The 17,768-nt window shown below is 62.1% G+C and carries 11 protein-coding genes; 9 read left to right on the top strand and 2 right to left on the bottom strand.

Going from position 1 to position 17,768, the window contains the following annotated elements:
• Positions 1–6: 6 nt before the first annotated feature.
• Positions 7–846, bottom strand: a complete 840-nt coding sequence (locus LQ788_RS11300) for a class I SAM-dependent methyltransferase (protein ID WP_009881388.1) — start codon at positions 844–846, stop codon at positions 7–9.
• Between the two features lie 204 nt (positions 847–1,050).
• Here LQ788_RS11300 and rpsA point away from each other — a divergent pair, with 204 nt between their 5' ends.
• The 5 genes from rpsA to LQ788_RS11275 all read left to right on the top strand — a co-directional run bounded on the left by rpsA (position 1,051) and on the right by LQ788_RS11275 (position 9,037).
• Positions 1,051–2,538 carry a 30S ribosomal protein S1 gene (gene rpsA / locus LQ788_RS11295; RefSeq protein ID WP_231441037.1) on the top strand — a complete coding sequence of 496 codons (1,488 nt, stop codon included), beginning with the start codon at positions 1,051–1,053 and terminating at the stop codon, positions 2,536–2,538.
• A 46-nt stretch (positions 2,539–2,584) separates the two neighbouring features.
• Positions 2,585–4,405 carry a hypothetical protein gene (locus tag LQ788_RS11290; protein WP_231441035.1) on the top strand — a complete coding sequence of 607 codons (1,821 nt, stop codon included), beginning with the start codon at positions 2,585–2,587 and terminating at the stop codon, positions 4,403–4,405.
• A gap of 9 nt (positions 4,406–4,414) precedes the next feature.
• Positions 4,415–5,575 (top strand): dephospho-CoA kinase, encoded by a 1,161-nt coding sequence (coaE, locus tag LQ788_RS11285; RefSeq protein ID WP_231441033.1) that lies wholly within the window; start codon positions 4,415–4,417, stop codon positions 5,573–5,575.
• 65 nt (positions 5,576–5,640) lie between these two features.
• Positions 5,641–7,773: an excinuclease ABC subunit UvrB gene (uvrB, locus tag LQ788_RS11280; RefSeq protein WP_231441031.1), complete on the top strand. Its 2,133-nt coding sequence runs from the start codon at positions 5,641–5,643 to the stop codon at positions 7,771–7,773.
• A 202-nt stretch (positions 7,774–7,975) separates the two neighbouring features.
• Positions 7,976–9,037, top strand: coding sequence for a TerC/Alx family metal homeostasis membrane protein (locus tag LQ788_RS11275; RefSeq protein WP_231441028.1), 1,062 nt, complete (start codon positions 7,976–7,978; stop codon positions 9,035–9,037).
• A 122-nt stretch (positions 9,038–9,159) separates the two neighbouring features.
• Here LQ788_RS11275 and LQ788_RS11270 read toward each other — a convergent pair whose 3' ends face one another.
• Complete coding sequence (locus LQ788_RS11270; RefSeq protein ID WP_231441026.1) at positions 9,160–9,450, bottom strand: YciI family protein; 291 nt, start codon at positions 9,448–9,450, stop codon at positions 9,160–9,162.
• Positions 9,451–9,516: 66 nt separating this feature from the next.
• Between LQ788_RS11270 and LQ788_RS11265 the strand changes: the two genes are divergently transcribed.
• The 4 genes from LQ788_RS11265 to rapZ all read left to right on the top strand — a co-directional run bounded on the left by LQ788_RS11265 (position 9,517) and on the right by rapZ (position 17,767).
• Entirely contained in the window at positions 9,517–12,042 is a 2,526-nt protein-coding gene (locus LQ788_RS11265) for a DEAD/DEAH box helicase (protein WP_231441024.1), read from the top strand.
• 15 nt (positions 12,043–12,057) lie between these two features.
• Complete coding sequence (uvrA, locus tag LQ788_RS11260) at positions 12,058–14,928, top strand: excinuclease ABC subunit UvrA (protein WP_101582616.1); 2,871 nt, start codon at positions 12,058–12,060, stop codon at positions 14,926–14,928.
• Positions 14,921–16,780: an excinuclease ABC subunit UvrC gene (gene uvrC / locus LQ788_RS11255; RefSeq protein WP_231441021.1), complete on the top strand. Its 1,860-nt coding sequence runs from the start codon at positions 14,921–14,923 to the stop codon at positions 16,778–16,780. The genes uvrA and uvrC overlap by 8 nt, the downstream gene beginning before the upstream one ends.
• Positions 16,781–16,870: 90 nt before the next feature.
• Positions 16,871–17,767 (top strand): RNase adapter RapZ, encoded by an 897-nt coding sequence (gene rapZ / locus LQ788_RS11250; protein ID WP_231441019.1) that lies wholly within the window; start codon positions 16,871–16,873, stop codon positions 17,765–17,767.
• Position 17,768 lies beyond the last annotated feature (1 nt).

Here is a 17,768-nt window from a genome sequence, read left to right as displayed (position 1 = left end):
CGGAAGTCAGTCCTTATTGAGCGTGGTGGAGAAGATGACGGTGCCGGGCATGAGGGAGCCGCGCAGCGGAGACCAGCCGCCCCAGGCAGTCTGGTTGGATTCCGGCCATTCCGGCTCGGTCACCGAATCGATCGTGAAGCCGGCCGTGACCAGCAGGTTGACCCAATCACCCATCGTGCGGTGGTGCTCGGCGTAGACGGGCTGCCCATCGGAGGAGATCTCGACATAGGGGGTGCGGTCGAAGTAGGAGTATTCGACCGTCAGGCCCGCTTCGCCGGGCACATCGGGGAACATCCACCGCATCGGGTGGGTCGTTGAGAACGCCCACCGTCCGCCGGGACGGACCACGCGTGCGACCTCGGACAGAACCACCTCGGCGTCCTTGACGAAGGGGAGGGCGCCGTAGGAGGAGAAGGCCACGTCGAAGCTGTTCGAGGCGAACGGAAGTTCGCGGGCATCGGCGTGCAGGAAGGTCGGGGGAGTGGCGTCCTCGCTGAGGGGATGCTCACGCTGCAGGCGAGAAGCCTGCTCGAGCATGCCGGCGGAGACGTCGACACCCGTGGCGATGGCACCTTCTTCGGCCAGCCAGCGCGAGCACTGACCGGCGCCGCAGCCGACCTCGAGGATCTGGCGTCGGCGCACATCGCCGAGCAGATTCACATCGGATTCGTGAATTCCCTCGGGACACCACATGAACTCCGAGGCGCCCAGGAAGCTGCCGTGTTCGGCCAGGTACTCCTCGGCGGAATTGTCCCAATACCCTCTGTTGGCGCGTACTGAGGCCTCTTCATCGATGGGCAGGTAGCCACCGCTGATGACCTCGGCTTGATAACTTCCGTCGCTCATCATTCCTCCGTGGCGATCGCCATGTTTCTTTTCCGACTTCGGCGTGCATTCACGCCATGGATGATGCTAGTATTGACAACCGTATGCGCGTATGCATACATGTCCAAAATCGTAATCGAGACCGGATCCAGTTCTCGGGCTGTTTCACAGCATTGCCTCAGAGTATCGGATCTGGACCATAATTCCATCGGAGTCCCAACCTATATGACCACCACCACGCCGGAATCGGTGCAGCCGAAGCAGGTCGCTGTCAACGACATCGGAACCGCTGAGGACTTTCTCGCCGCAGTCGACGAGACGATCAAGTACTTCAACGATGGCGACATCGTTGAGGGCACCGTCGTCAAGGTCGATCGCGACGAAGTGCTCGTCGACATCGGATACAAGACGGAAGGCGTCGTCCTTTCGCGAGAACTCTCCATCAAGCATGATGTCGATCCCGGCGAAGTCGTCGAGGTCGGGGACGAAATCGAAGCCCTCGTTCTTCAGAAGGAAGACAAAGAAGGCCGACTCATGTTGTCCAAGAAGCGCGCTCAGTACGAGCGTGCCTGGGGCGACATCGAAAAGATCAAGGAAGACGACGGTGTTGTCACCGGTACTGTCATCGAGGTTGTCAAGGGCGGCCTGATCGTCGACATCGGACTGCGCGGCTTCCTGCCCGCTTCCCTCGTCGAGATGCGTCGCGTCCGCGACCTCGCTCCTTACATCGGCCAGCAGGTCGAAGCCAAGATCATCGAACTGGACAAGAACCGCAACAACGTCGTTCTGTCCCGTCGTGCATGGCTCGAGCAGACCCAGTCCGCTGTCCGCCACGACTTCCTGCAGACCCTGCAGAAGGGCCAGGTCCGTCCCGGCGTCGTTTCCTCGATCGTCAACTTCGGTGCATTCGTCGACCTCGGTGGTGTCGACGGACTCGTACACGTGTCTGAACTGTCCTGGAAGCACATCGATCACCCAGGCGAGGTCGTCACCGTTGGTGACGAGGTCACCGTTGAGGTGCTCGACGTCGACATGGATCGCGAACGTGTCTCCCTGTCGCTCAAGGCGACTCAGGAAGACCCATGGCAGCACTTCGCTCGCACCCACGTCATCGGCCAGATCGTTCCCGGCAAGGTCACCAAGCTGGTTCCCTTCGGTGCGTTCGTGCGTGTCGAAGACGGCATCGAAGGCCTCGTCCACATCTCCGAACTCGCTGTTCGCCACGTGGACCTGCCAGAACAGGTCGTCTCCGTTGACGAGACCATCTACGTCAAGGTCATCGACATCGACCTCGAACGTCGCCGCATCTCGCTGTCGCTGAAGCAGGCGAACGAAGGCGTCGACCCCGAGGCCGACGAATTCCTCGACCCTGCCCTCTACGGCATGCCGCAGGAATACGACGAAGACGGCAACTACAAGTACCCAGAAGGCTTCGATCCCGAGACCAACGAGTGGATGGAAGGCTTCGACTCACAGCGCGAGGTCTGGGAGCAGCAGTACGCCGCCGCTCAGGAACGCTGGGAAGAGCACAAGAAGCAGGTCGCCAAGGCGATCGCTGCGGATGCCGAAGCCGGCTCCGAAGAAACAGGCAGCGCTCCTGCCGAAGCCGCTCCAGCTACCGGATCGTTCTCCTCGGAAGAGGCAGGCGACGAAGGAACACTGGCCAGCGACGAAGCTCTCGCAGCTCTGCGTGAGAAGCTTGCAGGCAGCTGATAACAGCACTCACAAGGGCTCCCGGTCGATTGATCGGGAGCCCTTTGTGTTTGCTCCCACTCTGCGACAGCGGGCTCGACCTTGGCTGTGGTATTCGCTTCTGCTGACCGTTGTCAGCATCTGCGTGTTCGGGCAGGTTGCTGCCGATCCCGGCGGACAGGTCGTGGCAAGCAATGACGACTCATCGCTCTTCATCTGGTGGCTCGGACATGCGGCCGATCTGCTCGGCTCCCAGCTGGGCCTGGGGACTGACGCAGCTCAGGGAGGAGCCGCGGATGGCTACCTCTACACGGAGGCGATGAACACTCTCCACGGGGGAGTCAACGGCGCCTGGAACACATCCCTTGCCGGACTGGGGCTGATCCTCGCGCCCATCACCTGGGCGGCGGGCCCCATCGTCAGCTACAACCTGCTCATCATCGCCATCCCAGTCCTCGTGAGTCTGGCGACCGCGGCGCTGTTCTCACGGTTCCTCTCCCGCGTCCCCGCCTTCGTCGCGGCCGGTGGAGTGGGTTTCTCCAGCTACGTCATCGCACAGTCCTCCGGCCATCCCAACCTCGCCTTCGCCGTCGCCCCGCCACTGGTGGCGCTGATCATCATCAACCTGGTCATACGGGCTCCACGGACCGGATTCGCCACCCGTGAGTTCTGGATGCTGAGCCTCGGGCTCGGCATCGTCCTCGGCTTCCAGTTCTACGTCTCCACCGAGGTGCTGGCCGGAACCTTCATCGCGGCCCTGTGTCTGCTCATCTCCATTGCCGTCTTCGGCCGAAGAGTCTGGACCCTGGCGGGCTGGCTGCGGTTAGGGCTTGGTGGTGTAATCGGCTCTGCCCTCGCACTGCTGCTCGCGATTCCCCTGCTGCTGACCATGCGCGGACCGAATGCCCCCACAGGCGCCATCAGGCCCCATGGAGTGTGGAACACCGACCTGCTCGACCCCATCATCCCCGCAGGCCCGACGCTGCTCGGGTCCGGGTCATCGCCGATCCCGCGCGTCATGGACATCGATGCCGCCGAGCTCGGAGCCTATGTCGGCATTCCCGCGCTCATCGCTGCCGTCATCATCGTCATCTGCCTGATTCGCAACCGAAGGTACGCGAGGATCCTGACCATCGCCTCGGCGACGGGGTTCCTGGTCTTCATTCTGTCGCTGGGCTCACCGGTTCTCTTCAACGGAGCGGTCGTATCAGGGTCCGGTCCCTTCGCCCTGATCGAAGCGATCCCCGTTCTCAACAACATTCTGCCCATGCGCCTGGTCCTGCATTCGACGATCGCCCTGTTCGCGATCCTCGGCTGCGGGCTGCAATGGGCCCTGGAGAATGTCCGAAGGCGCCGAGCCCAGGGCCTGATGGGACTGCTCGTCATCTCTGCGGTGGTCGTGGTTCCCGGGGTGCAGTCCTCTCGCGAGGTCTACGTTCCGGACTTCTACACCGAGTCCATCACCGAGGTGGTCCCCGCCGGCGCCGTGGTCAAGACCGTGCCGCGGCCCCTGGCCTGGGCCGAACCCCATGCCGATGAGGCCATGGTCTGGCAGGCCGTGAGCGGCTTCCACTACCGGGAGACCGGCGGATACTTCATCGGCTCGACCCCGGAGTCAGACGTCACCTATGCAGCCCCGGAGGACGCTCTCGATGAGGTCCTCCACGACACAGTCTTCGCCGGTGCACCGTTCCCCGACCCTGACAGTGCCGAGGTCGGTGCCGCCCTCGACGAGCTGCGCTCCTCTGGAGTCGACTACGTGATCCTCGCCCCCGATGCCCCACTGCTGCCCGGCGGTCCCGGTGAATACGAAGACTTCCTCAATTCGAGCCTCGGCGAGCCGATGTTCGATGACGAGGGTGTTCTCGTCTACCCACTGAATCGCTAGGCTGAAGGCATGTTGAAAATAGGTCTCACCGGCGGAATCGGTGCCGGGAAGTCAACCGTCTCCGAGATCCTCGCCGACCACGGCGCGGCGATCATCGACGCCGACAAGATCGCGCGCGAGGTCGTCGCACCGGGGGAGCCGCTGCTGGCTCAGCTGGCCCAGAGGTTCGGTGAGGATGTCATCGCCGACGATGGGGGACTCGACCGGCCTCAGCTGGCGGCCGCGGCCTTCGGCGACGAAGAGTCGACGGCGGCGCTCAACGCCCTCATGCATCCAGCCATCCGTGATCGCACGATCGCTCACTTCGCCGAACATTCCGACGCCGATGTGGTCGTCCATGATGTTCCCCTCCTCGTCGAGAATGGGATGACCCCGTCCTACCACCTCAACCTCCTCGTCGATGTGCCGTCCGAACTCCGACTGCAGCGGTTGATGAGCGCCCGAGGCATGGACCGCGCCGATGCCGAGTCACGCATCGCCCGCCAAGCCACAGACGAGCAGCGCTACGCGGTCTGCGACGTCATCATCGACAACGCGGGAGAGGTCAGTCAGACCCGGGCCACCGTCGCCCGACTCGTCGAAGACCGGATCCTCCCGTTTGCGGCCAATCTGGCCCAGCGGCAACGTGCCCAGCGCGGACCGGCCGAACTCGTCGAGCCCGGTGGCCACGACTGGTCGCTGCAGGCACAGCGGATCATCGCCAAACTTCACCACGGTCTCGGCGATCATTTTCCCATCGACCACATCGGATCAACAGCGGTGCCTGATCTCGTCGCGAAGGACGTCATCGACCTGCAGCTGCTCGTCCCCGATCTCGGCATTGCACGTGATCTGTCCGAGCAGTTGGCGCAGCTGGGATTTCCTGGCAAGGGGGCGGTCGACAACCTCGGCGAGGGGCAGCAGGAGGCCAAACGATTTCATGCGAACACGGATCCGGGCCGGGCAGTCAACCTCCACGTCCGAACGACGGACTCCGTCGGTGCCGTCTTCGCACGGAAGTTCGTTGAGCTGCTGAGCAGCGACGAGGGCGAACGGCGCAGGTATGAGCAGCTCAAACTGGCTCTGGCCCACGAACATGCCGCAGAAGACGACTCCCACGGCTATGCGGAGGCGAAGGAACCCTACTTCCTGACGATGCGCCGACAGCTCGTCCCAGCCAGCTTCGACTGAACACTCCGTACGGGAGTCTCGTCCCAACAGTTCACTGTGTCATGGGCGGGGGCTAGTGTTGGACCATGAGCTCAGAACGTCCCCTGCCAGCCATCGGTCACCGGCCAGATGTCACGCGCACCGTCGCCCCGTTCGAAGTCGTATCCGAATACTCCCCATCCGGTGATCAGCCCACGGCGATCGCCGAGATCTCCGAACGCCTCGATCAGGGGGAGCGGGACATCGTCCTGCTGGGTGCCACCGGTACAGGCAAGTCCGCGACCACGGCCTGGCTGATCGAACAGGTGCAGCGCCCGACCCTGATCATGGCACCGAACAAGACACTGGCCGCGCAGCTGGCCAACGAGTTCCGACAGCTCCTGCCCAACAATGCCGTCGAGTACTTCGTCTCCTATTACGACTACTATCAGCCAGAGGCCTACGTTCCGCAGACCGACACCTTCATCGAGAAGGACTCCTCGGTCAACGACGAGGTGGAGCGGCTGCGTCACTCCGCGACGAACTCCCTGCTGACTCGCCGTGACGTCGTCGTGGTCTCGACAGTGTCCTGCATCTATGGTCTGGGCACGCCGGAAGAGTACGTCGACCGGATGGTGACGCTGCAGAGAGGCGAACAGTGTGACCGTGACGAACTGCTCAAACGCTTCGTGTCGATGCAGTACGCCCGCAACGACATGGCGTTCACTCGCGGCACCTTTCGGGTCAGAGGCGACACGGTCGAGATCATCCCGCAGTATGAAGAACTGGCCCTGCGCATCGAGTTCTTCGGCGATGAGATCGAATCCCTGCAGACGCTGCACCCGCTGACCGGTGAGATCGTGCGTGAGGAAGAGACCATCCACGTCTTCCCCGCCTCACACTATGTCGCCAGTGAGAATCGGATGGGTCGGGCTGTCAGCGAGATCGAGGATGAGCTGCAGAAGCGGCTGAGCGAATTCGAATCCCAGAACAAACTCCTCGAGGCACAACGTCTGAAGATGCGCACCACCTACGACCTCGAGATGATGGAGTCCATGGGCTTCACCTCCGGCATCGAGAACTACTCCCGCCACATCGACGGACGCCCCGCCGGATCGGCACCGAACTGCCTGCTCGACTACTTCCCCGAAGACTTCTTGCTCGTCGTCGATGAGTCCCATGTGACGGTGCCCCAGATCGGCGGCATGTACGAGGGCGACATGTCGCGCAAACGCACATTGGTCGAGCATGGTTTCCGCCTGCCCAGCGCGATGGACAACCGTCCGCTGAAATTCGACGAGTTCCGTGAACGCATCGGGCAGGCCGTGTACCTGTCCGCGACCCCGGGTAACTTCGAACTGGGCAACGCGAACGGCTATGTCCAGCAGATCATCCGACCCACCGGCCTGGTCGATCCGGAGATCGTCGTCAAACCGACGAAGGGACAGATCGACGATCTGCTCGACGAGATCAGAACCCGCGTCGACGCCCAGGAGAGAGTCCTGGTGACCACACTGACGAAGAAGATGGCCGAGGACCTCACAGACTATCTCCTCGAACACGATGTGCGCGTTCAGTACCTCCACTCCGACGTCGACACTCTGCGCCGAGTCGAACTCCTGACAGAGCTGCGTGCCGGAGAGTTCGACGTACTCGTGGGCATCAACCTTCTGCGTGAGGGACTCGACCTGCCCGAGGTCTCCCTCGTGGCCATCCTCGACGCCGACAAGGAAGGCTTCCTGCGTTCGGCCACCTCACTGATCCAGACGATTGGCCGCGCAGCCCGAAACATCAACGGTCAGGTGCACATGTACGCCGACACCATCACCCGGTCGATGAAGGAAGCCATCGACGAGACCGATCGCCGACGCGAGATCCAGGTTGCTCACAACAAGGAACACGGGATCGACCCCATGCCGCTGGTCAAGAAGATCGCGGACATCACCGAACGTCTGCAGCGCGAGGACGCAGACACTCGTGAGCTCCTCACCGAATTCGACTACGGCAAGGGCAAACGCGGATATAACTCGACGCTGACCGATGAACAGCGTCAGGCCGCAGGAAAGTCGGGATCGCTGCGCCCACCTGCTGCCGACCTGACCGAACTCATCGAGTCCCTGACCTCACAGATGCACACGGCCGCAGCAGAGCTGCAGTTCGAACTCGCCGCCCGGCTGAGAGACGAACTCTCGGACCTCAAGCAGGAGCTGCGGCAGATGAAGCAGGCCGGGCACGCCTGATTCGACCCGCGTGCAAGTGCAAGAGCAACCACCCGACTATACTGGTGAGGCTGGCGAAAGGGAGTATCCCGTCCATCCGTGCTCGTCATCACGATCCCACAGAGGGTCCGGGCGCGGAGCGCACGCCGCCACTGATGCAGTGGACTTAGCGTGGGAGAGACTTTCGGCACGGGTACATCACCGACACCTTTGAAAGGCATCCATGGATATCCTGTCCTCCACGCTCGCAGCAGGCGGTCAAGCCGCAGCTGGGAGTGAATCCGCCATTCCCCCGTGGTTCATGATCACATCGGGCATTGTCGTCGTCGCCATCCTCGTCTTCGACCTCCTTCTCGTCATCAAGCGCCCCCACACTCCGTCGATGAAGGAAGCCGGCATCTGGGTCGCCTTCTATGTGGGCCTCGCCATCATCTTCGCCGGCGCTCTCTTCGCCATCGGAGACGCAACGCACGGCAGCGAGTTCCTCACCGGTTGGCTGCTCGAATACTCCCTGAGTATCGACAACCTGTTCGTGTTCATCATCATCATGGGCAGCTTCTCGGTTCCGCGGAAGTATCAGCAGGAAGTCCTCATGGTGGGCATCATCATCGCCATCATCTTCCGCGGCATCTTCATCTTGGCCGGTTCCGCGATCATCACCGCATTCGTCGAGGTCTTCTTCATCTTCGGCATCTTCCTCCTCATCGTCGCCTACAGGCAGGCATTCAGCGACGAGGACGAAGGCGACGGCGAGAACGGGCTCATCCGCCTCCTGCGCAAACGGATCAACGTCGTCGACGAATACCACGGCAACAGCCTGCGTGTGACGATCGAAGGCAAGAAGTACTGGACTCCCATGTTCATCGTCTTCATTGCGATCGGGTCCACAGACGTCATGTTCGCCCTAGACTCGATTCCGGCGATCTTCGGTGTCACACAGAATACGTTCCTGGTCTTCACGGCCAACGTCTTCGCTCTGATGGGTCTGCGTCAGCTCTATTTCCTCCTCGGAGGCCTCGTCGACAAGCTCGTCTACCTCCACTACGGAATTGCGGCGATCCTTGCCTTCATCGGCGTCAAGCTCTTCATCCACGCTCTGCACGAGTCGGACTGGGAGTTCCTGTCTTGGGGCACCAATATCCCCGAGGTGCCGACGTGGCTGTCATTGAGCTTCATCGTCGTGGCCATGGCTGTGGCGACGCTCGCTTCCTTGGCGAAGATGAAGAAGGACGGCATCCCCATTCGCAGCACGAATACCGAGAACTCAGGGGATTCGCAGGACTGAGCGACTGTCCCTTCTCGCAGCAGATGCGACTGTGCGCGGGTGCTTTCCCTCAGGAAGGCACCCGCGCACATGGGCAACAAGGCCCGGTGGCCAGGTTGCGGCAGCGTCAGGCTGCGACAGTCTCAGGCTTGGGAGAATGGGCCGAAGACCGGTGTCCACTCCCGAATGATCGTCTCGTCGATTACGCCGACGGAGGCATAGGGGTCATCGGCCAGATGAGCCTCGAGGTCTTCACGGGTGGCAGCCTGCATCAGCAGCAGACCACCGGGTGCCGGATCATTGTCCAGTGGGCCTGAAGCCAGAACGGTGCCGGCGTCGTACAGTTCGGACTGCCACGCACGATGGGCGGGCCGCGACTCCATCCGGGTGTCAGTATCTGGCCCATAGACATAGTTGACAGCGAAAACCGGCATCTGAAACTCCTGAGGTTCGATCAATAGGATGGACATCAGTCTAAACGGAAAGGTCTGTGCATAGTTGTGGTGCGATTGCAGGAGATCCCAGCGGAATTCGCTGATGAAGACGCAGTGTACGAGGCCTTCGGCAGTTACTGCCAGGAGCTGGGAATCGAACCGTACCCCGCTCAGGATGAAGCCATCCTCAATATTCTGGCCGGGGACAACACGATCGTGGCCACCCCCACAGGTTCGGGCAAGTCCCTCGTGGCTCTGTTCGCTCTCTACCAATCATTCACCCGTGGGATCCGGGCCTACTACACGGCCCCGCTCAAGGCTCTGGTGAGTGAGAAGTTCTTCTCCCTCATCGACGCCTTCGGTGCCGAAAACGTCGGGATGATCACCGGCGACTCCACGGTCAACGGGGATGCCCCCGTCATCTGCGCGACGGCTGAGATCCTGGCCAACCAGGCTCTGCGCGAAGGCGGAATGGTCGACGCAGGCATGGTCATCATGGATGAGTTCCATTATGTCGCCGATCCCTCACGCGGATGGGCATGGCAGGTGCCCCTTCTCGAGATGCCCCAAGCGCAGTTCGTGCTCATGTCGGCCACATTGGGCGATACGAGTGAAATCTGTCGCACGATGGAAGACACCACCGGACGCGACAGCTCCGTCGTCACCTCGGCGACTCGACCGGTCCCTCTTGAGTACGAATACTCCACAGAGACCCTCTCCGACACCCTGCGCTCACTCGTGCGCAACGACAAGGCCCCCGTCTACGTTGTGTCCTACTCTCAGGCTGGGGCCATCGACCTCGCCACCGGCCTGCTCTCTGTCGATCTCGCATCGAAGGAGCAGAAGGCCGCGATTGCGGCAGCCATCAAGGGATTCACCTTCGCGAAGGGCTTCGGGCAGAACCTGCGCAAACTCCTCCTGCACGGGGTCGGCGTCCACCATGCCGGCATGCTGCCCAAATACCGCAGACTGGTCGAACAGCTCGCGCTCAAGGGGCTGCTGTTGGTCATCTCCGGCACCGATACGCTCGGCGTCGGCATCAACGTTCCCATCCGCTCCGTGCTGCTGACGGGGCTGACGAAGTTCGACGGCCGGAAGATGCGCAAGCTCAGCGTCCGCGAATTCCAGCAGCTGGCAGGCCGTGCCGGACGCGCCGGGTTCGACACCCGCGGCTACGTCATCGCACAGGCACCGGAACATGTCATCGAGAACATGCGGGCAGAAGCCAAAGCGGTCAACACTGACAAGAAAAAGAAGAAGATCAAGAAGAAGTCAGCACCGGCCGGGTTCGTCGGGTGGTCGGAGGAGACCTTCACGAAGCTCATCGAGTCCCAGGCGGAATCCCTGCGCTCACGCATGAAGATCGACCATTCGACGATCCTCAACCTCGTCGCCCGCCCGGGCTCGGACGTGTCCACGATCAGCCGCTTCATCGACAAGACCCACGAAAGTCGGGAACGTCACCTCGACCTCAAACTCACAGCCCTGAGGATCGGGCGCTCTCTCATCGATGCCGGACTCATCGAAGTCAGGGACGGCGAACTGCTCCCGACCACGGATCTGGGACCGCAGTTCGCGCTCAATCAGCCCCTGGCACCCTTCGTCCTCGCCGCGCTCGAGATGCTCGATCCGGAAACGGAGACCTACGCCCTCGACGTGGTCTCGCTCGTCGAATCGACCACCCCGGTGCCGTTCCCAGTCCTCAAAGGCCAACTCGACCGGATCAAGAAGGACACCTTGGCCGAGCTCAAGGCCGACGGACTCGAATACCCGGAACGCATGGCGATCCTCGACGAGATCGAAGGGCCGAAGCCTCTGGCTGAGATCCTCGAGCCCGCGTTCGAACACTTCATCGAGGCCCACCCGTGGCTGCGCGCCGGAAATTTCGAACCGAAGTCGATCGTGCGTGACATGCTTGAGCAGGCGATGGGCTTCACCCAGTTCGTCGGCTACTACAGTCTCACCCGCGTCGAAGGCAGCCTCCTGCGCTACCTCACCGATGTCTTCCGCGCACTGACTCACAATGTACCCGCCGATGACAGGACCGAGGAGCTCTCGACAATCATCGAATGGCTGGGGGAGACGATTGCACGAACCGACTCGTCCCTGCTCGATGAATGGCGGACCCTGCAGGGTCTGTCGCCGACGGATTTCGCCGACGAAGAGCTGCCGGACCTTGATCGCAAGTTCTCCGACAATGTGAGAGTCTTCACCGCCGAGGTCCGCAATGCACTGTTCCACCGCGTGCTGCTGGCCGAGCGAGCCGACTATGCAGAGCTGGGCCGCCTCGATGCCGAGGACGGCTTCGACGCCACAGCCTGGGAAGACGCGATCGAAGACTTCTACGAGGAATATGGCGACCTCCTCACCGATGGCAAGGCCCGGGGCAAGGAATATATCTCGATCGAAGCTGGTTCACAGACGTGGACCGTCCGACAGACCTTGGCCGATCCCGATGACAACAGGGACTGGGCCATCGACGCCGAGGTGGATGTGCCCGCGAGTGATGAAGCCGGAGACATCGTGCTCCGAATCCTTGCGGTCGGAGAGATCAGCGCCCGTCCCCATTCAAGCAATGTCAGTGCCGAGTAATACAGTGGACAGGTGATGAAAACTAACAGCGGTGAGCAGTCTGCAGGTGTGTCGCATCTCGACACTCTGTGGGTCAAGGGCGCACGCGCCCACAACCTCAAGAACGTGGAGATCGCGCTGCCCCGCGACTCCATGGTCGTCTTCACAGGTCTTTCGGGATCAGGGAAGTCCTCCTTGGCCTTCGACACGATCTTCGCCGAGGGGCAGCGCCGTTACGTCGAGTCCCTGTCTTCCTATGCCCGCATGTTCTTAGGACAGATGGACAAGCCCGACGTCGATTTCATCGAGGGCCTGTCACCGGCGGTGTCGATCGATCAGAAGTCGACGTCCCGCAACCCCCGGTCCACCGTCGGCACCATCACCGAGGTTTATGACTTCCTGCGCCTCCTGTGGGCTCGGATCGGTGTGCCGCATTGCCCCGTGTGCGGTGAGATCATCACCAAGCAGACCCCGCAGCAGATCGTTGATCAGCTGCTCGAACTCGAAGAGAGGACGAAGTTCCTCGTTCTGGCTCCCATCGTCAGGTCCCGGAAGGGCGAGTTCGTCGACCTCTTCACCGAGCTGCAGGCCAAGGGATTCGCCCGCGCCATCGTCGATGGTGAGCAGATCAGCCTCAGCGAACCGCCCACGCTGGAGAAGCAGTACAAGCACACGATCTCCGTCGTCGTCGACCGTCTGGTGGCGAAGTCGGGACTGCGCCCTCGCCTGACCGACTCTGTTGAGACGGCACTCGGCCTTGCCGACGGTCGCATGGATGTCGACATGGTCGACGAAGGCATCACTCGGACGTTCTCTGAGCACATGTCGTGCCCGAACGAGCACGCTTTGGCGATCGACGAGATCGAGCCGCGGACCTTTTCATTCAACTCACCCTTCGGCGCCTGCCCCACCTGTGACGGCATCGGCACTCGACTGCAGGTCGATGAGACCCTCGTCGTCCCCGATGAGGACCTCAGCCTCGGCCAGGGAGCGATCGCCCCGTGGGCCGGCGGCAAACAGGTCACGAAGTACTTCAACCGACTCCTCAAAGGCCTCGGAGACGAACTCGGCTTCGATATGAAGACCGCGTGGAAGGACCTGTCGAAGGCGGACAAGTCAGCGATCCTCACCGGCAAGGACTACAAGGTCCACGTCAAATACAAGAACCGCTTCGGCCGTGAACGTACATACTCGACCGGATTCGAAGGCGTTTACCAGTACATCCAGCGCAAACACGAGGAAACCGAATCCGACTGGTCGCGGGAACGCTACGAGTCCTATATGCGTGAGATCCCCTGTGCCAGCTGCAACGGAGCCCGCCTCAAACCGGAGATCCTGGCAGTCAAGGTCGGCGGAAAGTCGATCGCCGAGGTCTCGGAGCTCGCTCTCGACGAATCAGCGGAGTTCCTCTCACAGCTGGAGCTGGACTCCCGAGACGCGGCAGTCGCAGCTCAGGTGATGAAGGAGATCAACGCCCGACTCGGATTCCTCCTCGACGTCGGACTCGACTATCTCAGCCTCGATCGCCCCGCCGGCTCCCTGTCCGGCGGTGAGGCCCAGCGCATCCGTTTGGCCACGCAGATCGGTTCTGGCCTCGTCGGGGTCCTCTACGTCCTCGACGAACCTTCGATCGGTCTCCACCAGCGCGACAACAGGCGTCTCATCGAGACTCTGAACAAGCTCAAGGAACTCGGCAACACCCTCATCGTCGTCGAACATGATGAGGACACCATCGCCTCGGCGGACTGGATCGTCGACATCGGTCCTGGGGCGGGCGAGCACGGGGGAGAGGTCATCTACTCGGGCCCTGTTCCCGGGCTCAAGGACGCAGACCGGTCCATCACCGGCGACTACCTCGCCGGGCGCAGGTCGATCCAGGTTCCCACGACCCGCCGGCCGGTGGACAAGGATCGTGTCGTCACGGTCGAGAAGGCCGTCGAGAACAACCTTCGCGATGTCTCCGTCTCGTTCCCCCTCGGGGTGCTCACCGCCGTCACGGGTGTTTCCGGCTCCGGAAAGTCGACGTTGGTCAACGAGATCCTCTATACCCAGATGGCCAACGTCCTCAACGGTGCCTCACGGGTGCCGGGTCGGCACAAGCGGGTCACAGGACTGGACAACCTCGACAAGGTCGTCCACGTCGACCAGTCGCCGATCGGTCGGACCCCACGGTCGAACCCGGCGACCTACACGGGCGTCTTCGACCGCATCCGGCGCCTATTCGCCGAGACCGAATCGGCCAAGATCCGCGGTTATCAGCCGGGCCGGTTCTCCTTCAACGTCAAGGGCGGGCGTTGCGAGAACTGCAGCGGCGACGGGACGATCAAGATCGAGATGAACTTCCTGCCCGACGTCTACGTCACCTGCGAGGTCTGCGGGGGAGCCCGCTACAACCGGGAAACGCTTGAAGTCACCTTCAAAGGCAAATCCATCGCCGAGGTGCTGGAGATGCCCATCGAGCAGGGTGCTGAATTCTTCGCCGCGATCCCCGCGATCTCCCGTCACCTCAACACGCTGGTCGAGGTCGGCCTTGGCTATGTTCGTCTGGGACAGCCTGCGACCACGCTCTCCGGTGGCGAAGCGCAGCGTGTGAAGCTGGCGGCCGAACTCCAGAAGCGCTCCCGCGGACGCACCGCCTACGTTCTCGACGAACCGACCACGGGTCTGCACTTCGAAGACATCTCGAAGCTCCTGCACGTGCTGCAGGGCCTTGTCGATAAGGGCAACACCGTCATCGTCATCGAACACAACCTCGATGTCATCGGCAATGCCGACCACGTCATCGACCTGGGTCCCGAAGGTGGACGAGGCGGTGGAAAGATCATCGCCCAGGGCACACCGGAAGAGGTGGCCGGCAACAAGAAGAGCCACACGGGACGGTTCCTCAAAGCGATGCTCGATGGCTGACCCAGCGTCCTACCGTCCGGCCACGGGCAGCATTCCGACCTCGGCGGGGGTCTACAAGTTCCGCGACCCCGATCGGCGGGTGATCTATGTCGGGAAGGCGAAGAACCTCCGGAACCGGTTGAACTCGTACTTCTCGAACCCTGCCCAACTGCACCCGCGCACCTCGACGATGGTCCACACCGCAGCCTCTGTGGAATGGACCGTCGTCGACACCGAGGTCGAGGCTCTGCAGCTCGAGTGGACGTGGATCAACGAATTCAACCCGCGGTTCAACGTCATGTTCCGCGACGACAAGTCCTATCCGTACTTGGCGATCACGATGAATGACGAGGTTCCCCGGGCCTTCATCACTCGCGGAAAGCGGCGCAAAGGCGTCAAGTACTTCGGCCCCTTCGCCCAGGTGTGGGCGATCAAAGACACCCTTGACCTGCTGCTGCGTGCCTTTCCGATGCGCACCTGCACCGCCGGGGTGTACAGGCGAGCCGAACGCAGCGGTCGACCCTGCCTGTTGGGCTACATCGACAAATGTGCGGCTCCCTGCGTGGGGCAGATCAGTGTGGAGGGTCATAAGGACCTGGCCCGCAGCATCTCCGACTTCATGTCCGGCAACACCGGCCGTTTCATCAGCTACCGGCAGAAGGAGATGGCCTCGGCGGCAGAGGAACTCGACTACGAACGGGCGGCACGCCTGCGAGACGAGATCACCGCATTGCAGAAAGTGCTCGACAAATCGGCTGTGGTCCTCTCGGTCAATGCCGACTGCGATGTGTTCGCGCTCGTGACAGAGGAGCTCGAAGCCTCGGTGCAGGTCTTCCACGTCCGGCAGGGCCGCATCCGCGGTCAACGCGGCTGGATCATCGAACGCTCCGACGATCACAGCCCCGCCGAACTCACCACCGACTACCTCCGCCAGGCGTACACGGGTCTCGACGCGGACGCGATTCCTCGCGAGATCCTCGTCGACACCGTCCCCGCCGATATCGATTCGCTGGAGAGCTGGCTGAGCGAACAGCGCGGCTCCAGAGTCACCGTCCGAGTCCCGGAGCGCGGAGAGAAGAAGGCCGTGCTTGAGACCGTCGCGAAGAACGCGAAAGAGGCCCTGCTGCAGCACAAGCTCAAACGCTCTTCTGACCTGACCACTCGGAGCACGGCGCTCAAAGAGATCCAGGAATACCTGTCGCTGCCCGAGGCTCCTCTGCGCATCGAATGCATCGACATCTCCCACACCCAGGGATCTAATGTCGTTGCCTCCCTCGTCGTGTTCGAAGACGGGTTGGTGAAGAAGCGCGACTACCGTCACTTCGCCATCCACGGGGAGGCTGCCACCGATGACACGGCCTCCATGTACGACGTCGTCTCACGTCGGTTCAGTCGCTACCTCGAGCAGATGAGCTCCGATGAACCCGACGAGAGATTCGGGTACCGCCCCAGTCTCCTCGTCGTCGACGGCGCCGGTCCACAGGTGGCGGCGGCGACTCGAGCACTCCACGACCTGGGCATCGTCGACATCTCAGTGGTGGGGCTGGCCAAGCGTCTGGAAGAGGTCTGGATCCCCGACGATCCGTTCCCCGTCATCCTGCCCCGAAACTCCGAAGGCCTGTTCCTCATGCAGCGTCTGCGTGACGAGGCGCACCGGTTCGCCATCAGCTACCACCGCTCGAAACGAGCGAAGGCGATGACGAGTTCCGTCCTCGACGACATCTCCGGACTGGGCGAATCCAAACGGACCGCGCTGCTGCGTCACTTCGGTTCGGTGAAGAAGATGCGCGAAGCCAGCATCGAAGAGCTGTGCGAGGTCAAGGGCATCGGCCAAGCCCTTGCGGAGAAGGTCGCCGCGGCCCTGGCTGAGTGACAGTTTGGCCGGTGCTGAGCCACCTGGCGGACAACTGATCTAGAGTAGTCCTCGACAGCTGTCTTCAACCGCGCAGCCCCAGGAGGACGTGTGAGTACGCAGGCCGATTCGAACGGTGCCGACCATCCCATCGAGGTTGTCCTCGTGACCGGAATGTCCGGAGCAGGACGGACCACCGTGGCCAACGTGCTTGAGGACATGGACTGGTACGTCGTCGACAATCTGCCCCCGCAGATGATGCGCACCCTCGTCGAGCTCGTCGCCCGTGCTGACGGGGCAGTGCCGAAGATCGCCATCGTCACCGATTCGAAGGGCCGCGCGAAGTACACGGAACTCGAAGAGACGATCAGCGACTTCATCGATCAGGGTCTCTCGCTGCGCATCCTCTACCTCGATGCCGCCGACGAGGTTCTCGTCCGCCGTTTCGAATCCACGCGCAGGCCGCACCCACTCCAGGGTGAGGGAACGCTGCTGGAAGGCATCGAAGCTGAACGCTCGGCACTCGAATCCCTCAAACACCGTGCCGACATCATCATCGACACCTCGGAACTCAACGTTCACCAGCTCTCGGCTCAGGTTCGCAAACGATTCAGCACCATCGACACCCCGCTGCTGCGTCTGACTGTGATGAGCTTCGGTTTCAAATACGGGCTGCCGAAGGATGCTGACCACATCGCCGATGTCCGCTTCCTGCCCAACCCCTATTGGATCCCGCACCTGCGCGGCAACAACGGGTTGGACTCCGATGTTGCGGATTTCGTGCTGGGACAGAACGGCGCCGAAGAATTCATCGAACGCTACACCGCGACCTTGGACACGGTTTCGCAGGGCTACCTCCATGAAGGCCGTGGCTATGCGATGATCGGCATCGGCTGCACCGGCGGCAAACACCGTTCGGTGGCGATCAGCGAACGCGTTGCCAAGAGCCTCGCCGCACAGACCGGCATTCCGGTCACAGTGCGCCACCGCGATCTGGGGAGAGAATGAG

Origin of the sequence: Brevibacterium zhoupengii (assembly GCF_021117425.1) — a bacterium.
Classification (GTDB): Bacteria; Actinomycetota; Actinomycetes; order Actinomycetales; family Brevibacteriaceae; genus Brevibacterium; species Brevibacterium zhoupengii.
Note: the sequence above shows the minus strand (reverse complement) of the source record. Positions and strands in the feature narration are given on the sequence as shown.